This is a genomic window from Gemmata algarum (assembly GCF_034097035.1).
GTDB classification, from domain to species: Bacteria; Planctomycetota; Planctomycetia; order Gemmatales; family Gemmataceae; genus Gemmata; species Gemmata algarum.
Window position 1 is genome coordinate 1 of record NZ_JAXBLV010000198.1, and the last position, 16,133, is coordinate 16,133.

13 protein-coding genes and 1 pseudogene are annotated in these 16,133 nt (G+C 66.4%); 2 read left to right on the plus strand and 12 right to left on the minus strand.

Annotated elements, in window-relative coordinates:
* Window positions 1–199: 199 nt before the first annotated feature.
* A complete protein-coding gene (locus tag R5W23_RS21130; protein ID WP_320687995.1) occupies window positions 200–1,072 on the minus strand; it encodes a ThuA domain-containing protein in 873 nt (290 codons plus the stop codon).
* A 607-nt stretch (window positions 1,073–1,679) separates the two neighbouring features.
* A complete protein-coding gene (gene argA / locus R5W23_RS21135; protein ID WP_320687996.1) occupies window positions 1,680–2,981 on the minus strand; it encodes an amino-acid N-acetyltransferase in 1,302 nt (433 codons plus the stop codon).
* Window positions 2,982–3,185: 204 nt separating this feature from the next.
* Here argA and R5W23_RS21140 point away from each other — a divergent pair, with 204 nt between their 5' ends.
* On the plus strand, window positions 3,186–4,256 hold the full coding sequence (locus R5W23_RS21140) for an FAD-dependent oxidoreductase (protein WP_320687997.1): 1,071 nt from the start codon (window positions 3,186–3,188) through the stop codon (window positions 4,254–4,256).
* A 61-nt stretch (window positions 4,257–4,317) separates the two neighbouring features.
* On the opposite strand, the gene R5W23_RS21145 is transcribed toward R5W23_RS21140, so the two are convergent.
* The 10 genes and pseudogenes from R5W23_RS21145 to R5W23_RS21190 form a co-directional block, all read right to left on the minus strand.
* Complete coding sequence (locus R5W23_RS21145) at window positions 4,318–5,046, minus strand: sugar phosphate nucleotidyltransferase (RefSeq protein ID WP_010039516.1); 729 nt, start codon at window positions 5,044–5,046, stop codon at window positions 4,318–4,320.
* Window positions 5,047–5,134: 88 nt separating this feature from the next.
* On the minus strand, window positions 5,135–6,148 hold the full coding sequence (gene rfbB, locus R5W23_RS21150; protein WP_320687998.1) for a dTDP-glucose 4,6-dehydratase: 1,014 nt from the start codon (window positions 6,146–6,148) through the stop codon (window positions 5,135–5,137).
* A gap of 59 nt (window positions 6,149–6,207) precedes the next feature.
* Window positions 6,208–7,233, minus strand: coding sequence for a methyltransferase (locus R5W23_RS21155; RefSeq protein WP_320687999.1), 1,026 nt, complete (start codon window positions 7,231–7,233; stop codon window positions 6,208–6,210).
* A gap of 100 nt (window positions 7,234–7,333) precedes the next feature.
* Window positions 7,334–8,683 (minus strand): acetyl ornithine aminotransferase family protein, encoded by a 1,350-nt coding sequence (locus R5W23_RS21160; RefSeq protein WP_320688000.1) that lies wholly within the window; start codon window positions 8,681–8,683, stop codon window positions 7,334–7,336.
* A gap of 23 nt (window positions 8,684–8,706) precedes the next feature.
* Complete coding sequence (locus R5W23_RS21165; RefSeq protein ID WP_320688001.1) at window positions 8,707–8,943, minus strand: hypothetical protein; 237 nt, start codon at window positions 8,941–8,943, stop codon at window positions 8,707–8,709.
* Between the two features lie 149 nt (window positions 8,944–9,092).
* Window positions 9,093–9,296: pseudogene (locus tag R5W23_RS21170) on the minus strand (aldehyde dehydrogenase family protein); the annotation flags it as partial.
* A gap of 321 nt (window positions 9,297–9,617) precedes the next feature.
* Complete coding sequence (locus R5W23_RS21175) at window positions 9,618–11,123, minus strand: aldehyde dehydrogenase family protein (RefSeq protein WP_320688003.1); 1,506 nt, start codon at window positions 11,121–11,123, stop codon at window positions 9,618–9,620.
* A gap of 953 nt (window positions 11,124–12,076) precedes the next feature.
* Complete coding sequence (locus R5W23_RS21180; protein ID WP_320688004.1) at window positions 12,077–12,421, minus strand: hypothetical protein; 345 nt, start codon at window positions 12,419–12,421, stop codon at window positions 12,077–12,079.
* A 97-nt stretch (window positions 12,422–12,518) separates the two neighbouring features.
* The gene (locus R5W23_RS21185; RefSeq protein WP_320688005.1) at window positions 12,519–13,385 is read right to left on the minus strand and encodes a hypothetical protein; all 867 of its coding nucleotides are present in this window, start codon (window positions 13,383–13,385) and stop codon (window positions 12,519–12,521) included.
* Between the two features lie 486 nt (window positions 13,386–13,871).
* On the minus strand, window positions 13,872–14,336 hold the full coding sequence (locus R5W23_RS21190) for a hypothetical protein (RefSeq protein ID WP_320688006.1): 465 nt from the start codon (window positions 14,334–14,336) through the stop codon (window positions 13,872–13,874).
* Between the two features lie 302 nt (window positions 14,337–14,638).
* Here R5W23_RS21190 and R5W23_RS21195 point away from each other — a divergent pair, with 302 nt between their 5' ends.
* The gene (locus R5W23_RS21195) at window positions 14,639–16,033 is read left to right on the plus strand and encodes a leucine-rich repeat domain-containing protein (RefSeq protein WP_320688007.1); all 1,395 of its coding nucleotides are present in this window, start codon (window positions 14,639–14,641) and stop codon (window positions 16,031–16,033) included.
* Window positions 16,034–16,133: the final 100 nt, after the last annotated feature.

The following is a 16,133-nucleotide window of genomic DNA, read 5'->3' on the forward strand; positions in this document are numbered from 1 at the left end:
CGACTTCCTTGCCGGTCGCCTCCAACTTCAGCAGGAAGGCATACCGTTGTAGGCAGTGCGAACAGGTGACGACTTTCCAAACGGTTCCGTGGGCCGTCGCCACCCAGTGCGTAGCAATTGGTATCGGTATTATCATGCCTATACCTTTCCGCCTCTCTCGCCGAGCCCGATGCGGGCACTCTAGCCGGGCCGCAAGCGGCTACTTCTTCGCCGGCGCGGGCTTCAGGTACTTAGGCAATTCGGACGGGTCGAGATCGACCTTCGCGCCTTCCTTGGGCACGTCCACGCCCGCGGCCCAGAGGATGCCGTTCACCAGTAACCGCCGGTAGCCCTCCTCCGCGAAGCTCGCGTGCAGGTGCGCCCCGGTGAACGTAAACGAACGCCCGCCCTCGGGCCGCTCGTAGGTCCACGCGACCACGTCCTGCCCGCCGGTGGGCTTGGCGGTCGATTTCGGGTTCCACGTCCGCAGGATCGGCGTCACGCCCTTCATGCCGGCAACGAACGTGTTCTTGAACAGGTAACCGTCGTCGATCTTGAACGGCTTCACCCCGTTGCACACCGGGTGTTCCGGGAACTTGTCGAACGTCGTGACCCAGTGTGCCCGCTCGCCGGCGCCCTTCTCCCACGCGCCGCCGCTCCACTCGCGCGCCTTGGGGGCGAAGTCCTTCGGGTAATCGGCCGTCTGGTGGAGCTGAACGAGCCCGGCCTTCGCGTCCATCAGCTTTTGCACCTGCGTGAGCCGCTCGCCCTTGAGCGCCTGGTGCTTCTCGGCGCCGTCGAACAGGAACACGACCGCCTTGGCGTTGTCGAGCGTGTCGGCCTTCTTGGGCCAGTCGAGCGCGAGCACGGGCGCGACGTTTGGGGTTTGCTTCAGCAGGTCCGCCAGAACCGCGCAGTTCGCGACGTAGTCGTGCTCGCCGGCCTTGTAGTAGTTCGAGCCGGCGATCAGGACGATCTTCGTCGCCTTCGGGTCGGCGGGCCGTTCGATCGGCGGAGCGTTTTTGGGCGGGTCGGCGGTCGCCGCGAGCGCGGGCATGACGAGCGCGGCGGCGAGGAGAGCGGCGTGGCGCATGAGTGGGGTTCCGGGAGGTGAAACCGCCCGAGCGTAACACACGTGCCGCGGAAACGAAACCGGGAAGGCGATGGCTTTCCCGGTTCGCGTGTCGGCTGTCGTTTACTTCTCTTCCGGGGTCGGAACGCTTACTGCCCTACCGGTGCCTTTTGTTGGCCGTTTGGAGAACTACCAGCAACTGAACGAGGCCGGACACAACGGCCCCAGGTCCGCGCCGAACTGGACCGCGCGACGGCCCGGGGCGAGGAGCTTTTGGCCGCGGAGAAGGCAGCCCGGGAGTCGTAGTGGGTAGGCTTGCTGTGGTTCCAACCGGTGCGGGCGGAACTGCGGCTGTCCCCAGATTAAGAGGAACAGGTCTGGTAACCGTTCCGGGCCTGCGGCCTGGAGCCGGGCGAGCCTCGTGGTCACGAAAACAAGTTTTGACAGGATGAACCGGATTCACCGGATGAAGACCGATCGGTTCGAGATCCTGTTTATCCTGTCAAACTCTTCTTGGCCCCTCTACCGAGCATTGATGCGACCCGGCCGCGCTTCGGACCAGCCGCGCCCCGAGGGCGTTCACACCGCCATGCGTTTTTTAGCTGGAACCCGAAGTGCCAGCGCGGCGTTACGCGGGCCGGTCGCTCAACTGCTTGATTAGCACCTGCGACTTGCGGCGACTCTGTTCGTACCGCTCGCGCCGCACCGGCGGAAGGTCGTCGGGCGTGCCCAGCGCGTACCCGCCCTTCTGAACGAAGTAGTTGATGGCCTGGGTCGAGAGGCAGAACAGTTTCGCGATGCCGCGCCGCCGCGCCGCCCCCTCGGTGAACTGAATCAGCTTCGCCCCGATCCCCTGGTTCTCGTAGCGCTCCGCGACGAACACGCTCGCCAGCTCGGCCATGTTCTGCTCGGGGTACACGTGCAGCGCCGCGCACGCGACCGGGTTGCGGTCCACCTCGAACACGAAGTAGTCGCCGATGATCTTCTCCAGTTCGGCCCGCGACCGCTTCAACAGCTCGTCGTTCTGAACGCCCTGCTGGATCAGGCCGTACACCGCCCGGACGTCCTTCTTCTGCGCCTGCCGGATCGCCTGGTACTCGTTGGCGTGGATGAGCGTGCCGATGCCCTCGTTCGAGAACACCTCGCCGAGCAACCCCTCCTGCTCGCGACCGTCGATGATGTGAACCCGCTCCACGCCCTCCTTGCACGCGCGCACGGCCGCCGTCAGCTTCGTGACCGCTCCCGGGGGCAACTCGGCCCGGCTCTTCTTCAGAACCGCGTCGGCCTCTTGCGCGGTCATTTGCCGGATCACCGCGCCCCGGGCGTCCCGGACCCCGCCCTCCGTGTTGAGGTACACCAGCTTCACGGCCTTGAGCGATTTCGCCAGCTCCACCGCGACGGCGTCCGAGTTGAGCCGGTACGACGCGCCGGCGCCGTCGATGCCGATGGGCGGGATCACGGGTACAATGTCGCGCTCGAGGAGCAACTCGAGGAGCCCGGTATCGACCCGCTCGACGCGCCCCGTGAACAGGTGGTCGACGCCGCCCAGGATGCCCGCCGGGTGCGCGACCAGCGCGTTCGGGCACACGGCCCGGAGGTCGTTGGCGGTCAGCCCCTCTAGGATCTCGTGGGTGACGCGGTTGGCCGCGGTGATGGCGACGTTGAGCGTTTCGCGGTCGGTGATCCCGGTGCCGTCGATGTCCGACGGGGTCATCTGGATCAGCTCCGCGTACCGCTTGATCTGGAGCGCCGCGCCGTGCACCAGCACCACCCGGATGCTCAGGCTCCGCAGCAGCGCGATGTCGAGCAGCAGGTTCGGGAAGTTGTCGTCCTCGACCACGGCGCCGTCGAGGGCGATCACGAACACCCGGTCGCGGAACCGGGGGACGTAGCGCAGGATCTCGCGGAAGTGCGTCAGGCGTTCGTGCATTGGGGGGAGTTGTTCCTGTCGGTTTGCGGTACTCGACGGCTCGTCAGTGGTTCGGTCGGTTTTGCCGATGCCCCGCGATTGGAACGCCGATCAGGACAGCACCGGGTGAACATCTAGAATAGCACGACCGCCGGCGGCGACGACACCCGTTTGCCGCGCCGACCGAGAACCTGTAGCTGCGTACCGACCACTCTCGAGAACGCCATGCCCGAAAACGTGATCATCATCGGCTCCGGCCCCGCCGCATGGACCGCGGCCATCTACGCGGCCCGGGCCACACTGAACCCGCTCGTGTTCGAGGGCAACCCGAACGACGACAAGAACCGGCAGAACGGCACCCTCCCGCTCGGGCAGCTCGCGCTCACCACCGAGGTCGAGAACTTCCCGTCGTGGCCCGCCGGGGACACCCGGCAGTACCTGAAAACCGCTCTGAAGGCCGACGACCCCGACTTCCCGTACTGGGTGTCGGACGACAAGCCGCAGCCCACGCACGGGATCAACGGCCCGGAGCTGGTGGCGCTCATGCGCCAGCAGGCCAAGAACTTCAACACCCGGGTCGAGTCGAAGGACGTTGTGAAGGTGGACCTCAAGAGCCGCCCGTTCACGCTCACCACCCACGACGGCAAGACGTACCAGACGCACACGCTCATCATCGCCACCGGCGCGCGGGCCAACTACCTGGGGCTCCCGAGCGAGGACAAGTTCAAGAACAAGGGCGTGTCCGCGTGCGCCGTGTGCGACGGGTTCCTGCCGCGGTTCAAGAACCAGCCGATCGTGGTGGTGGGCGGCGGCGACACGGCCGTCGAAGAGGCCGGGTACCTCACGAAGTTTGGCAGCAAGGTCTACCTGCTGGTGCGCCGCGACGTGCTTCGCGCCAGCAAGATCATGGCCGAGCGCGCCGAGCAGAACCCGAAGATCGAGATCCGCTGGAACACCGAGGTCGACGAGGTGCTCGGCGAGGACAAGAAGGGCGTGACCGCGGTGCGGGTGAAGAACAACAAGACCGGCGCGACAGAAGAACTCGCGGCGAGTGGCCTGTTCCTGGCGATCGGCCACACGCCCAACGTGGGCTTCCTGGGCGGCCAGCTCGAGCTGAACCCGGGCGGGTACATCAAGTGGACCACGCTGGCCCGCACGTACACGAGTGTGGAAGGGGTGTTCGCCGCCGGTGACGTGGCCGACGACTACTACCGCCAAGCGGTCAGCGCGTCCGGCACCGGGTGCATGGCCGCGCTCGACGCCGAGCGCTACCTCGGCCACCACGGACTGATTTGAGGTCGGGTTTCACGCGGCGTTCGGCGCTCTCGGCGCCGAACGCCTCCGGCGCCGAGAGACGTCAGAACCGCGGCGGCTCCTTGCGGACCAACTCGTTCGCGTAGTCGAGGCTGTCGAGCGTGCCGGCGTCGGTCCAGTAGCCGTCGAGGTTGAAGCACCCCATCCGGCCCTGCTGGATGTAGTGGTTGTTGACGTCCGTGATTTCCAGCTCGCCGCGCCGGCTCGGCTTGAGCGTCTTGATGAGCCCGAACACGTCCGGCGGGTAGATGTAAATGCCGACCACCGCCATCGGGCTCTTGGGCTTCTCGGGCTTCTCCTCAATGCCCAGCACCTTGTCCCCGTCCAGTTCCGCGACCCCGTACCGCCCCGGGTCGTGAACCTCCTTCAGCCCGATCCAGGCCCAGTCCGGGCGGGTGTTGGCCTTCTCCAGCAGCCCGATGAGCGGGTCGCGGAAGATGTTGTCGCCGAGCAGCACCAGCGACCGGCTGCCCATGCAGAAGTGCTCGGCCAGTCCGAGCGCCTGGGCGATCCCGCCGGCCTCGTCCTGGACGCGGTACGTGAGCCGGCACCCGTGGTCCTTGCCCGAACCGAGCAACTCGACGAAATCGCCCATGTGCTCGGTGCCGGACACGAGCAAGATCTCTTGCAGCCCCACCCCGGTGAGCTTCTTGAGCGGGTGGTACACCATCGGCCACGCGCCGACCGGCAGCAGGTGCTTGTTGGTCACCCGTGTGAGTTCGCCCATGCGGGTGCCCTTGCCGCCCGCCAGAATCACGCCGCGAATGGACATCTTTTCTCCGGTCTCAAGTCAGAAGGCCTCAGGTCGCAGGTCCGCGATCGGCTTGCCGACCTGAGACTTGCCGACGTGAGACGTGGGACTATCCCCGTTTCCCGTATTGCTTCTCGTAGTAGCTCAGGTAGTCCTTGTTCTTGATCGTCGCGACCCAGTCCGCGTTCGCCCGGTACCAGTCGATCGTCTCAGCCAAGCCCTTGTCGAACTTCACCTGCGGCACCCAGCCCAGTTCGCGCTCGGCCTTCGTGCAGTCGATCGCGTACCGGCGGTCGTGCCCCAAGCGGTCGGCCACGTACTTGATGAGCGTCTCGGGCTTGCCGAGGAGCTTGAGCAGGAGCAGCGTGAGGTCCAGGTTCGCCATCTCGCACCGGCCGCCGAAGTTGTACACCTCACCGGGCGTCCCGCGGCGCCACGCGGCCTCGACACCGCGGCAGTGGTCCAGCACGTGAATCCAGTCGCGGACCTGTTGGCCGTCGCCGTACACCGGCACCTGCTGGTCGGCGAGCAGGTTGGTCACGAACAGCGGGATCAGCTTCTCGGGGAACTGGTACGGCCCGTAGTTGTTCGAGCACCGCGTGATCACCGCGTTCAGCCCGAACGTGTGCTGGTACGCCTGCACGAGTTGGTCGGCGCCCGCTTTACTTGCCGAGTACGGGCTGTTCGGGTGCAAGGGCGTCTCTTCGGTGAACAGCCCGGTCGCGCCCAGGCTCCCGTACACCTCGTCGGTCGAGACCTGAACGTATTTGTTCACCCGGAACTCGCGGGCCGCGTCGAGCAGCACCTGTGTGCCGAGCACGTTGGTTCGCACGAACGGGCCGCTGTCCTGGATGCTGCGGTCCACGTGGCTCTCGGCCGCGAAGTGGATGACATCCGTCACCCCGCGCTGCATCGCGCCGCGCACGTCGTCGCGGGAGGTGACATCGCCCCGCACGAACGTGTGCCGCGGGTGGCCGTCGAGGTCGCGGAGGTTCGCGAGGTTGCCCGCGTAGGTCAGCGCGTCGAAGTTGACGATCTGTACGGCGGGGTCGGTCGCCAGCAGGTGGCGGACGAAGTTGGACCCGATGAACCCGGCACCGCCGGTGATCAAAACTGTCGGCATGAACCACACCCTTCGCCGGGAGAGCTACGAAGGGTTTGTAAGTCGGAACTCGTGTGGCGTCAAACCGGTTCGGCTTCGATCAGGCCGTGCGGCCCCTCGGTCGGGACGATCCGGGTGAGCTTGAACCCGGCCCCCGCCAACAGCTCGCGGTACTCCTGTTCGGTACGCTCCTTGCCGTCGCACACCACCATCATCTCGAGATCGAGTACGTGGGCGAAGTGCGGTGCGAACCCGGGCGGCACCACCATTTCGACGAGGAGCAGCTTGCCGGTCGCCGGGATCGCGGCGCGAACGGACTTCAGGATCTGCGTGGCCTTCGCATCGTTCCAGTCGTGGATGATGTGTTTCAGGATGTAAAGGTCGCCGCCCGCGGGGACCGCCCGGAAGAAGTCGCCGCCTTCGGCCTTGCACCGGTCGGCCAGGCCCGCGGCGCGGATCGGCTCGTCCGCCCCGGCCGCGACCTGCGGGGCGTCGAACACGATGCCCCGCGCGTTCGGGGCCGCGCCCAGGACCGCGCGTAGGATCGCGCCGTGCCCGCCGCCCACATCAACGATTGTGCCGAACGGCGTGAAGTCGTAGGCCTTCAGCATCGCGGCAGCGGCCTGCTGTGAGAACCCAGTCATGCCCTCGTTGAACGTGGCGGCTTCGTCCGGGTGCTTCGCGAGGTAGTCGAACACCCCCTCACCGAACATGCGGTCGAAAACGGGCGCCCCGGCCTTCACGCTGCCCGCCAGGTCGCCCCACGGCTTCCAGCTCCACGGATCGCAGACGTAGGTGGCGATGGCACGCATGGAGCCCGGAACGTCGGACCGCAGGAACTCGCCCACCGGTGTGAGCGCGAACCGCTCTCCCTCGGCCCTCAACACGCCCAACCCGGCCAACGCGCGAAGGACGCGGTAGAGGTGGTTCGCGTTCAGCCCGGCGGCGGAAGCGAGTTCGGCCGCGGTTTTGGGGCCGGCGGCCATCTGGTCGGCGAGCTTGAACCGCGCGACAACGGATACGGCCTGCGTAACGAGCTTTCCGAACACCAGTTGCATCAGCACCGCGTGGGGCGGGAGCGGTTCGGGCGACTGCGGAGCGGGCATCGCGTAGCGTCCTTCTGCATTCGTAAGCGGGCGACGGCTTGCACTACGAGCGCAGAAGAGCGTCAAATTCGGAGAAATGCAAGGCGGACCCGCGGCGCGCTCACACCACCGGAAGGGCCGCCCCGGCGGGCGCGCCGGTCGCGGCCTTGGCCGGCTCGGCCGTTCCCAGCACGCCGTCCAGAATGCCAAGCGCGGTATCGACTTGCGCCGCGGACACGCACAGCGGCGGGATGAACCGCAGCGCGGTTTCGCCGCATCCCAGGAGGAGCAGGCCGCGGTGGAACGCGGTCTGAATCACCTGCTCGCGCACGGCCGGCGACGGCAGATCGGCGGCGGTCATGAGCCCGAGCCCGCGCACGTTGGTCAGGGCCGGGTGCTTCGCACCGAGTTCGCGCAGCCCGGCCCGGAGTTGCTCCCCGCGGGCGGCCGCGTTCGCCATCAGCTCGCGCTCGAGTAACTCAATCGTCGCCAGCGCCGCCCGGCACGCCACCGGGTTGCCGCCGAACGTGCTGGCGTGGCTGCCCGACGGCCAGTCCATCACGTCCGCCTTTGCGATGATCGCGCCGAGCGGCAACCCCGACGCGATCCCCTTCGCGGAGCAGATGATGTCCGGCTCGACGCCGTAATGTTCCACTGCGAACATCTTCCCGGTGCGCCCCATCCCGGACTGCACTTCATCGGCCACGAGCATGATCCCGTGTTTGTCGCACAGCGCGCGGAGGGCCGTCAGACAGGCGGGCGGCATCGGGTGGTAGCCGCCCTCACCCTGGATCGGCTCGACGAAGATCGCGGCCACCTCGTCCGGCGGGCAGGTGCGTTTGAAGATGGTGTCGTCAATGGTCGCGGCGAGCCCGCACCTCGTCGCACACCCGGGACACTCGCGCGGGAACGGCACGTGGTGAACATCTGGTACGAGCGGCGAGAACCCTTTGCGGTGGATGAGCTTCGACGCCGAAAGGGACATAGCCCCATAGGTGCGGCCGTGGAACGCGCCGAAGAACGCGACCACCCGGTTCCGCTTCGTGTGCCAGCGCGCCAGCTTCAGCGCGCCCTCGATCGCTTCCGCGCCGCTGTTGCAGAAAAACACCTTCTTGGGTGTCGGCCCCGGCGCCACCTGCGCCAGCTTCTCCGCAAGGTCGATTTGCGGCCGGTAGTAGAAGTCGGTGCCGCTCATGTGGAGCAGCTTCGTGGACTGGTCCTGAATCGCCGCCACAACTTCCGGGTGGCAGTGGCCGGTGTTGGTGACCGCGATACCGGCGGTGAAGTCGAGGAAGAGGTTCCCGTCCACATCCTGAACCACGCACCCGCTGGCGCGCTCGACGAACAGCGGGTACATCGGGGTGTACGATGGCGAGACGTACCGCCGGTCGCGCGCGAGCAACTCGGCCCCGTTCGGCCCCGGCAGTGGGGTGCGGATGTCGGGCACCACGGCGTTGTCGAACATCCACATTGTTTGGCCCTCGCCGAGTTAAATCATCCCAGCCGAACGAGCGCACTCGAGACGTGAAACGCGCCGATGGCCACACCGCCGACTACCAAGCCGAACGCGCTCAGATAGTGACCGGCGTTGACCTCACGGGTCGCGGCGAAGCGATTAGTGAACCCGAACCACTCGTACTGCGTCCACGCGGCGCGGCGGTAATCTTCCGCCACCGTGCGCAGGTGCGCGAGCGCGAACACCGCAGCGCCCCAAGCGACGATGCCGGCCACGAGCACGAACCAAAGAGGCCTTGCCCCACTGACAGGGGGCTGAAGCATGGGAAGACAGAGGGCCACCCCGAGTAAGGCGGTCGTACCCTTCATCCCTCGCCAACGTGTCCGGCGCAGCCTCTCGCGTTCGGCCCGCCTCGTTTCGCTGGTCACGCCGGACCTCCGTCAATTGCCGTCGTCAGCCCTTGTGCCATCTTGATGTCGGTGCCGTGGTTCACGGTCCACGCGGTCTTGTGTGTCACCGCCTCCACCAGCGCCGCGGCCGACGGGTGCCCGTTGCCGCTCGTCTTCACGCCCCCGAACGGCAGGTGGACCTCCGCGCCGATGCTCGGCAGGTTCACGTAGCCCATGCCGTTCAGTCGCACTGAAGAAAATCTGGAGCCCAAAGAGCATCGAAAAGATGCCCACAACGAGGGCCTGAATTATCGCTAGGTCGGGAGAAATTGACATCCCGCCCCATCGCCGAATCAAGCCGTCGAAGGCGACAAAATGCCGCCGCCAACGGAGCAACAGAACGCCGGCGAAAAAGAACCCCAGACCACCAAAGGACCGAGCGCGGGGATAGTAATCGTTCCAGGTCCCCACTGTCACGAGCCAGGAGGAGACGAGGCACGCGGCGACCAAGCCGCCTCGTCCCAGTGAAGCCGGGCGCTCTTCATTCGCGGGCTGATCGCTCACGCCGGACCTCCGTCAATTGCCGTCGTCAGCCCTTGTGCCATCTTGATGTCGGTGCCGTGGTTCACGGTCCACGCGGTCTTGTGTGTCACCGCCTCCACCAGCGCCGCGGCCGACGGGTGCCCGTTGCCGCTCTTCTTCACCCCGCCGAACGGCAGGTGGACCTCCGCGCCGATGCTCGGCAGGTTCACGTAGCCCATGCCGTACTCGCACTCGTCGCGGAAGAACCGCATCCGCCGGTAGCTCTCGGTGATGACCGCCATCGAGAGCCCGTACTCGGTGTCGTTGTAAATCGCGGCGGCTTCTTCATCCGTTTTGAACGGGATCAGTGCGACGTGCGGCCCGAACACCTCCTCGTGCGTCACGCGCAGGCTCGGTTTGGCCTCCGTGCGGTACACGAACGGCGTCAGGAAGCACCCCTTCGCGTCCGGCGGGCCGTCGGGCGCGAGCAGCACCTCCACGCCTTCCGACTTCGCAAGCGCGTTGTAGCTCAGGACCTTCTCGACGCCCTTCCGGTTCACGAGCGGCCCGGCGAAGTTCTTCGCATCAAGCGGGTCACCGAACTGGAGCCGCTTCGCCGTATCAACGAACGCCTTGGCGTACCGCTCGACCAGCGATTCGTGAACGATGATCCGGCTCGCGGAGACGCACCGCTGGCCCGTGGTCTTGAACGCGCTGAGGATGCCGGCGTTCACGGCCAGGTCGAACCGGGCGTCGTCGCACACGATGACCGCGTTCTTCCCGCCCATTTCCGCCGCAACGATGCGGTTCGGGATGGTCGCGGACACCTGCTGGATGCGCTCGCCGACCGCGTAGCTGCCGGTAAAGCACACCACGTTGACGCCGGGGTTCTTCACGAGCGCCTCGCCCACGTCGCCGCGGCCGTGAACGAGGTTGACAGTGCCGGCGGGGAAGCCGGCTTGGGCGAACAGCTCCACCAGTTTCAGCGCGATGGCGGGCGTCTCCTCGCTCGGCTTGAACACGCAGGTGTTTCCCTCGAGCAGGCTCGGCCCCAGCATCCAGAGCGGCACCGCGAACGGGAAGTTCCACGGGGTCACCACCGCCACGACGCCCCACGGCTTCCGCCGGGTGAACGCGTCCTTCTCGGCGATCTCCGACGCCACCACCTCCCCGTACACGCCGGTGCGCCCGGTGCCGAACACGTACTGCACCATGTGCAGCCCTTCGACCACCTCCGCGCGGCACTCGGTGACGTTCTTGCCGCACTCGCGAGCCATCAGCGTGGCGAGCGCGTCGGTGTCGCGCTTGATGAGTTGCGCGAGTCGGTCGAACGCTTCCGCCCGCAGGATGCGTGAGGTGCGGCGCCAGCCCGGGAACGCCGCCCGGGCGGCTTCGACCGCCGCGGACACTTCGGCCGGCGTGGCCGCGGGGAACGTGCCCACCACCTCGCTCAGGTTCGCGGGGTTCAGGCTGGTGAAGTCCTCGCGGGCGTGCCACTCGCCGCCGATGAACGAACGGCCCGGGATCGGGAGAGGATGGGCCATGCTGCGCCTCCGGATGTGTCGCTACCGCATTGTACGCCGGCCCGCTTGTGCCGAGCAAGCACGATGATCTTGGCGCGGCCCGACAGAACAGGGCCGTTCCGTGTCTCCGTTTGGGCACGTGTGGAATCGTTGGTCGGATGCGGCTCTCTCCCCACGGTGTCCGGTGCCCGCGTTCCTTGTGCGACCCGTTGGCGACGGGACCGGCCCCGCTCGGGATGGCAACGGTTGATCCGGCCGCTGCCGCCTTGTGGTAGTTCCGAACGCACGCCCGGCGCGTCTGGGGGGCGGTTTCCCGTGCGGCCGCCCGTGGGGTGGACGGCATTTTGCGCTTCAAATCGGCCGTATCATGTTCCCGTTCAGGATGTTGCGTTGCCCGTGGGGCCAGCCGGCTACGCTGAAACCCGGCGCCGAGGGTGTGGGATTCGTGGGTAGCGACCGGCCCGCGAATGGGTAGCGGACCGGCAGCGAATGTCCCGTCGGTGACCCGCTCGAGTACCACTGGCGTTGTGCTGTAACCCCCGTTACAGCGACTCGCGTGAACCGCAGACGGTGCCGCCCTTCGCATCACGATTTCCGCCTTCTGTTTGAGCCGTGCGCGAAGCAGAGACCAGGTCGCGCTGAAGCCGGTGGCCTGTTCCCTGGGACCGCGGACGTCCCGTCCGCCGCTGTGGGATTCGATCGCTCGGCGGGGCCGCGCGGTGTCGCCTATTCCACACGCATACCGTTGGACGGGAGGCCGCGGGTCGGTGAGCGACCCCGTCCCGCTCGACGCCGACGGGGTCCGCACGCATACCGGCGGACGGGACGTCCGCGGTCCCAGGGAGCGGGCCGCCGGCTGCGAGCCCTCAGCCCGTGCGAGCGCGACGGTCCCGCTAAATACCAGATGGCACGCCGGGCACCGGGGCCGAGCGCCGTCGAGTTTGCTGAATTTGTCGAGAGGTTCGCCGGTCGGTTCAAACAAAACCGACCGGGCCGGCACAACCCGCGAGGACGCGGAGCGCCGGTTCGAGCGGCAGAAACACCGCCTCAAATCGGAAGTGGGCAAACGGTTGAGCGGCTTGACCGACCGAGACCTGAGACACGTACCCACCTGCGCTGCCGCTTTTGTTGACCAGCCGCGACCGCCCGGGAGCGGTGCCACGTATCCTGCTCCCGGGCGGTGGCACCTCCGTTGCGACCCGTGCGGGCTGCACGCTTATGAAGGCCGCTTTTGACAGGATCGACAGGATGAACCGGATGAAGACCGACTGATTCTCAATCCTGTTTATCCCGTTCATCCTGTCAAAGACTGCTTTCATGTCCCGGTCGAGCGCTCGTGCCCTGCTCCCGGGCGGTCGCGGCTCGTCAAGAAAGCTATACCGCAAGTGGGTTCGTGTATGAGACCGCACTCTCCGACTACTGAGGCGAGTGCGTCAGCGTCCGGCTCTCTTCCAGTTCGACGTTGGCCGGGCCGTTCGGGGTCGTTTCGCTCCACGAGCCGGACACCGTTTGCTGGATCTTGGACTCGGCCTTCGCGCCGTCGATGGGGCCTTCGTAGCTCATTTTACCGGTGACGCGCTGGGGACCGGACTTCGCGCCCGCCATCACCAGTTCAATGTCCCACTCGATGACACCCCATTGCGTTCCCTCGCTCGCGTAGGTCTTCACAAGGCGGCCGGTGATGGTCGTCTTCTCGGCATCGATCGGCACGGTCGATCGGCGCGTGAGCTTGCGGAGGAAGTCGCGATCGACGGACCACCGCTCGTTCACTTTGACCGGCCCCTTCGGTAGCAACTCGGCCGTGTGCTGGGAGAGCCCGCCGCTGTTGAACTCGTCCTCAAGAATCTTCGCGTCCGAAATCGGCTTGCCGGCGACTGTAAAGGTCCAGATCTCGTTCTTCTTCTCGATGGTTACGGTCTTCCCGGAGTACGTTCGGGTGACGGTCTTGCCGCCGTCCTGGGTTTCCCGGCTCACTTGATAGGCGCGAACGAGCTTACTGCCGTCGGCGGACACGTTGGACTGCGTGTACCGGTTCTCGTCGGAAGACGTCTTGATGATTGTGTCGGGGCCGATCTTGGCATTGATCCGCGACTCTTTCAGAGACACCACGGACCACTTGTCGCCGCTGGCTTTTCGGTCCCGAAGCTTCAGCGAGTAGGCCGGCCCTGCCGGCTCGGGCGCTTCCTCTTCTGCGGCCCCAGGGCCGGCGGGGGCGCTGGGCTTTTTGCCGCACCCGAGTGAGGCCGCGAACACGAATACCGCCGCACACCACGCCACGCGCATGTCCGTTCCTCCCGCACCGCCCGATACATGAACCCACCTGCACTGCCGCTTTTATTGACGAGCCGCGGCCGCCCGGGAGCGGTGCCACGTATCCTGCTCCCGGGCGGCGGCACCTCCGTTGCGACCCGTGCGGGCTGCACGCTTATGAAGGCCGCTTTTGACAGGATCGACAGGATGAACCGGATGAAGACCGACTGATTCTCAATCCTGTTTATCCCGTTCATCCTGTCAAAGACTGCTTTCATGTCCCGGTCGAGCGTTCGTGCCCCGCTCCCGGGCGGTCGCGGCTCGTCAAGAAGCGGCAATATTACCGGGTACGTGTATCACGCCCGTCGGGCGCCGGCGGCAAGTATCGCTGATTGTAGCGGTTGTGCCAGGAGAGGGGCTTTGCATCTCCAGGGATGCACGCATCCGGGTGGGAAGGGGCATCATCACCGACCCACGGCCCGCACGCAGCGGCGTGTTGATGGGCGGGAAGGGCACCCGTCACTTCGGCTTACGGCCTGATTCGTCCAGCTTCTGCTCCAGCTCCGCGATCCGCCTCCGCAGTGCTTCGTTCTCGGCTTGCAGGACCGCGTACTCCTTCTTCATCACCACCGGCCGCCCGTTCGTGTTCACGAACACCTTTCGGTCCGCCTTCAGTTGCTTCACGTCTGCTGGAGTGGCCGTACCATCTTTGAACACCAGTTGCAGACCGAACCAGTACAGCCCGTCGTCCGGTGCATCGAACCGGATCAGTTTCGTGTCCGCCCCGTAGTCGCCCTCGTGCCGCCAGGTCCGGCCGCGGTCCTCCGACACCAACAGCCGGAAGTGGCTGATCCCCGCTCGCTGGTCCGCACCAAGTCCGATCGGGAACCCGAACGCCCGCTCCCGCCACTCGTACACGTCCGCCGCTAGTTCCACCGGAGCCGCAGCCATCAAGGCGAAAACGACCAGAGCGAGGGTGTGCATGACCGGTTTCCGTATGCGAGTCCATGTGCGTATTAGCGTGTGCAGTCTACCCGGGGCCTCTGTTGGAAGCGACTCGTACCGGCCTTCGGGAGAACCTTACGACGAGCCCGGATTCGGTACAGCAGCGCCAGCCCGCTTAACTCGCAACCGTCCTACAACTCGTTCAGCGACTCTCGGACGCCGGCGCCGCCGCGGAGCTGGAACCGCGTTCCGAACCGAAGGGCGCCGCGGCGCCCGCGCGCCCCGACCCGAGGCGTGGTACAATGCGCCCCTGCACTGCTACCCCGAACCAGGAGCAACCGATGTTCAGGACGTTGGCGTTCGCCGCGGTCGTTTCTGTCTTGTGCGTGTGCCCGCCGGCGCGTGCGGACGAGACCGAGGACAAGGCCGTGGCGTTCGTCGAGAAGCTCGGCGGGAGGGTGACTCGCGACACAAGCCCCGACGGCCGGCCCCTCACCAAGGTCTCCTTGAGCTTCACACGAGTGACGGACGCGGGGCTGAAGGAGTTGGCCGGGTTCAAGGGCCTGACCACCCTCGACTTGAGCTCCACGGAGGTGACGGACGCGGGCGTAAAGGATCTGGCCGGGCTCAAGGACCTCACCCAACTCGACCTGAGCTTCACGCGGGTGACGGACGCAGGCGTGAAGGCGCTGGCTGGACTCAAGGGCCTGATCGCCCTCGTCTTGAGCTACACGCGGGTGACGGACACGGGGCTGAAGGAGTTGGCCTCGCTCGAGGGCCTGACCACCCTCCACCTGAGCGGCACGAAGGTGGAGGACGCGGGTGTGAAGGCGCTGGCCGGGCTTAAGTGCCTCACCCAACTTGACCTGGACGGTACGAAGGTGACGGACGCGGGCGTGAAGGCGCTGGCCGGGCTCAAGGGTCTGACCGCCCTCGTCTTGAGCTACACGGAGGTGACGGACACGGGGCTGAAGGAGCTGGCCGGGCTCAATAACCTCACCCACCTGAACCTACGTTCCACGAAAGTGGCGGACGCGGGGGTGAAGGCGTTGGCCGGGCTCAACTTCCTGGTCACCCTCAACCTGGGCGGCACGAAGGTAACGGACGCGGGGGTGAAAGAACTGGCCGGCCTCAAGAACCTCGCCCACCTCTACCTGGGCGTCACGAAGGTGACGGACGCGGGGGTGAAGGCGTTGGCCGGGCTCAACTTCCTGGTCACCCTCAACCTGGGCGGCACGAAGGTGACGGACGCGGGTGTGAAGGAACTGGCCGGGCTCGAGGGTCTGACCGCCCTCGGCCTGTCTTTTACGGGGGTGACGGACGCGGGTGTGAAGGAGCTAGCCGGGTTCAAGGGCCTGGTCACCCTCGACCTGGGCTTCACGAAAGTGACGGACGCGGGGCTGAAAGAGTTGGCCGCGCTTAAGGGCCTGACCGCCCTCACCCTGGAGGGCACGGGGGTGACGGACGCGGGTGTGAAGGATCTAGCCGGGTTCAAGGGCCTCACCCGCCTCGAGCTGCGTTCCACGAAAGTGACGGACGCGGGTGTGAAGGAGTTGGCCGCGCTTAAGAACCTCAACCACCTCGACCTGAACAACACGAAAGTGACGGACGCGGGTGTGAAGGAACTGGCCGCGCTCAAGGGCCTGACCACACTCGACCTGCATGGTACGAGTGTAACGGACGCGGGGCTGAAGGAACTGAAATCGGCGCTACCGAAGTGCCAAGTCCGGAAGTGATGTAAGGCTGCAGGACGGCGCCAAGCCACGGGCGGGCGCGGGTGCGTCAACGTGGTGCGGCTCGATCGGGACCGGCACAAGAGCGTGCGGCCGATGCCGT

What these genes read in the sequence shown, in the direction of transcription:
- R5W23_RS21130 (WP_320687995.1), bottom strand. Translation starts at nt 1,072, where the DNA reads ATGCGCCACGCCGCTCTCCTCGCCGCCGCGCTCGTCATGCCCGCGCTC.
- argA (WP_320687996.1), bottom strand. Translation starts at nt 2,981, where the DNA reads ATGCACGAACGCCTGACGCACTTCCGCGAGATCCTGCGCTACGTCCCC.
- R5W23_RS21140 (WP_320687997.1), top strand. Translation starts at nt 3,186, where the DNA reads ATGCCCGAAAACGTGATCATCATCGGCTCCGGCCCCGCCGCATGGACC.
- R5W23_RS21145 (WP_010039516.1), bottom strand. Translation starts at nt 5,046, where the DNA reads ATGTCCATTCGCGGCGTGATTCTGGCGGGCGGCAAGGGCACCCGCATG.
- rfbB (WP_320687998.1), bottom strand. Translation starts at nt 6,148, where the DNA reads ATGCCGACAGTTTTGATCACCGGCGGTGCCGGGTTCATCGGGTCCAAC.
- R5W23_RS21155 (WP_320687999.1), bottom strand. Translation starts at nt 7,233, where the DNA reads ATGCCCGCTCCGCAGTCGCCCGAACCGCTCCCGCCCCACGCGGTGCTG.
- R5W23_RS21160 (WP_320688000.1), bottom strand. Translation starts at nt 8,683, where the DNA reads ATGTGGATGTTCGACAACGCCGTGGTGCCCGACATCCGCACCCCACTG.
- R5W23_RS21175 (WP_320688003.1), bottom strand. Translation starts at nt 11,123, where the DNA reads ATGGCCCATCCTCTCCCGATCCCGGGCCGTTCGTTCATCGGCGGCGAG.
- R5W23_RS21180 (WP_320688004.1), bottom strand. Translation starts at nt 12,421, where the DNA reads ATGAAAGCAGTCTTTGACAGGATGAACGGGATAAACAGGATTGAGAAT.
- R5W23_RS21185 (WP_320688005.1), bottom strand. Translation starts at nt 13,385, where the DNA reads ATGCGCGTGGCGTGGTGTGCGGCGGTATTCGTGTTCGCGGCCTCACTC.
- R5W23_RS21190 (WP_320688006.1), bottom strand. Translation starts at nt 14,336, where the DNA reads ATGCACACCCTCGCTCTGGTCGTTTTCGCCTTGATGGCTGCGGCTCCG.
- R5W23_RS21195 (WP_320688007.1), top strand. Translation starts at nt 14,639, where the DNA reads ATGTTCAGGACGTTGGCGTTCGCCGCGGTCGTTTCTGTCTTGTGCGTG.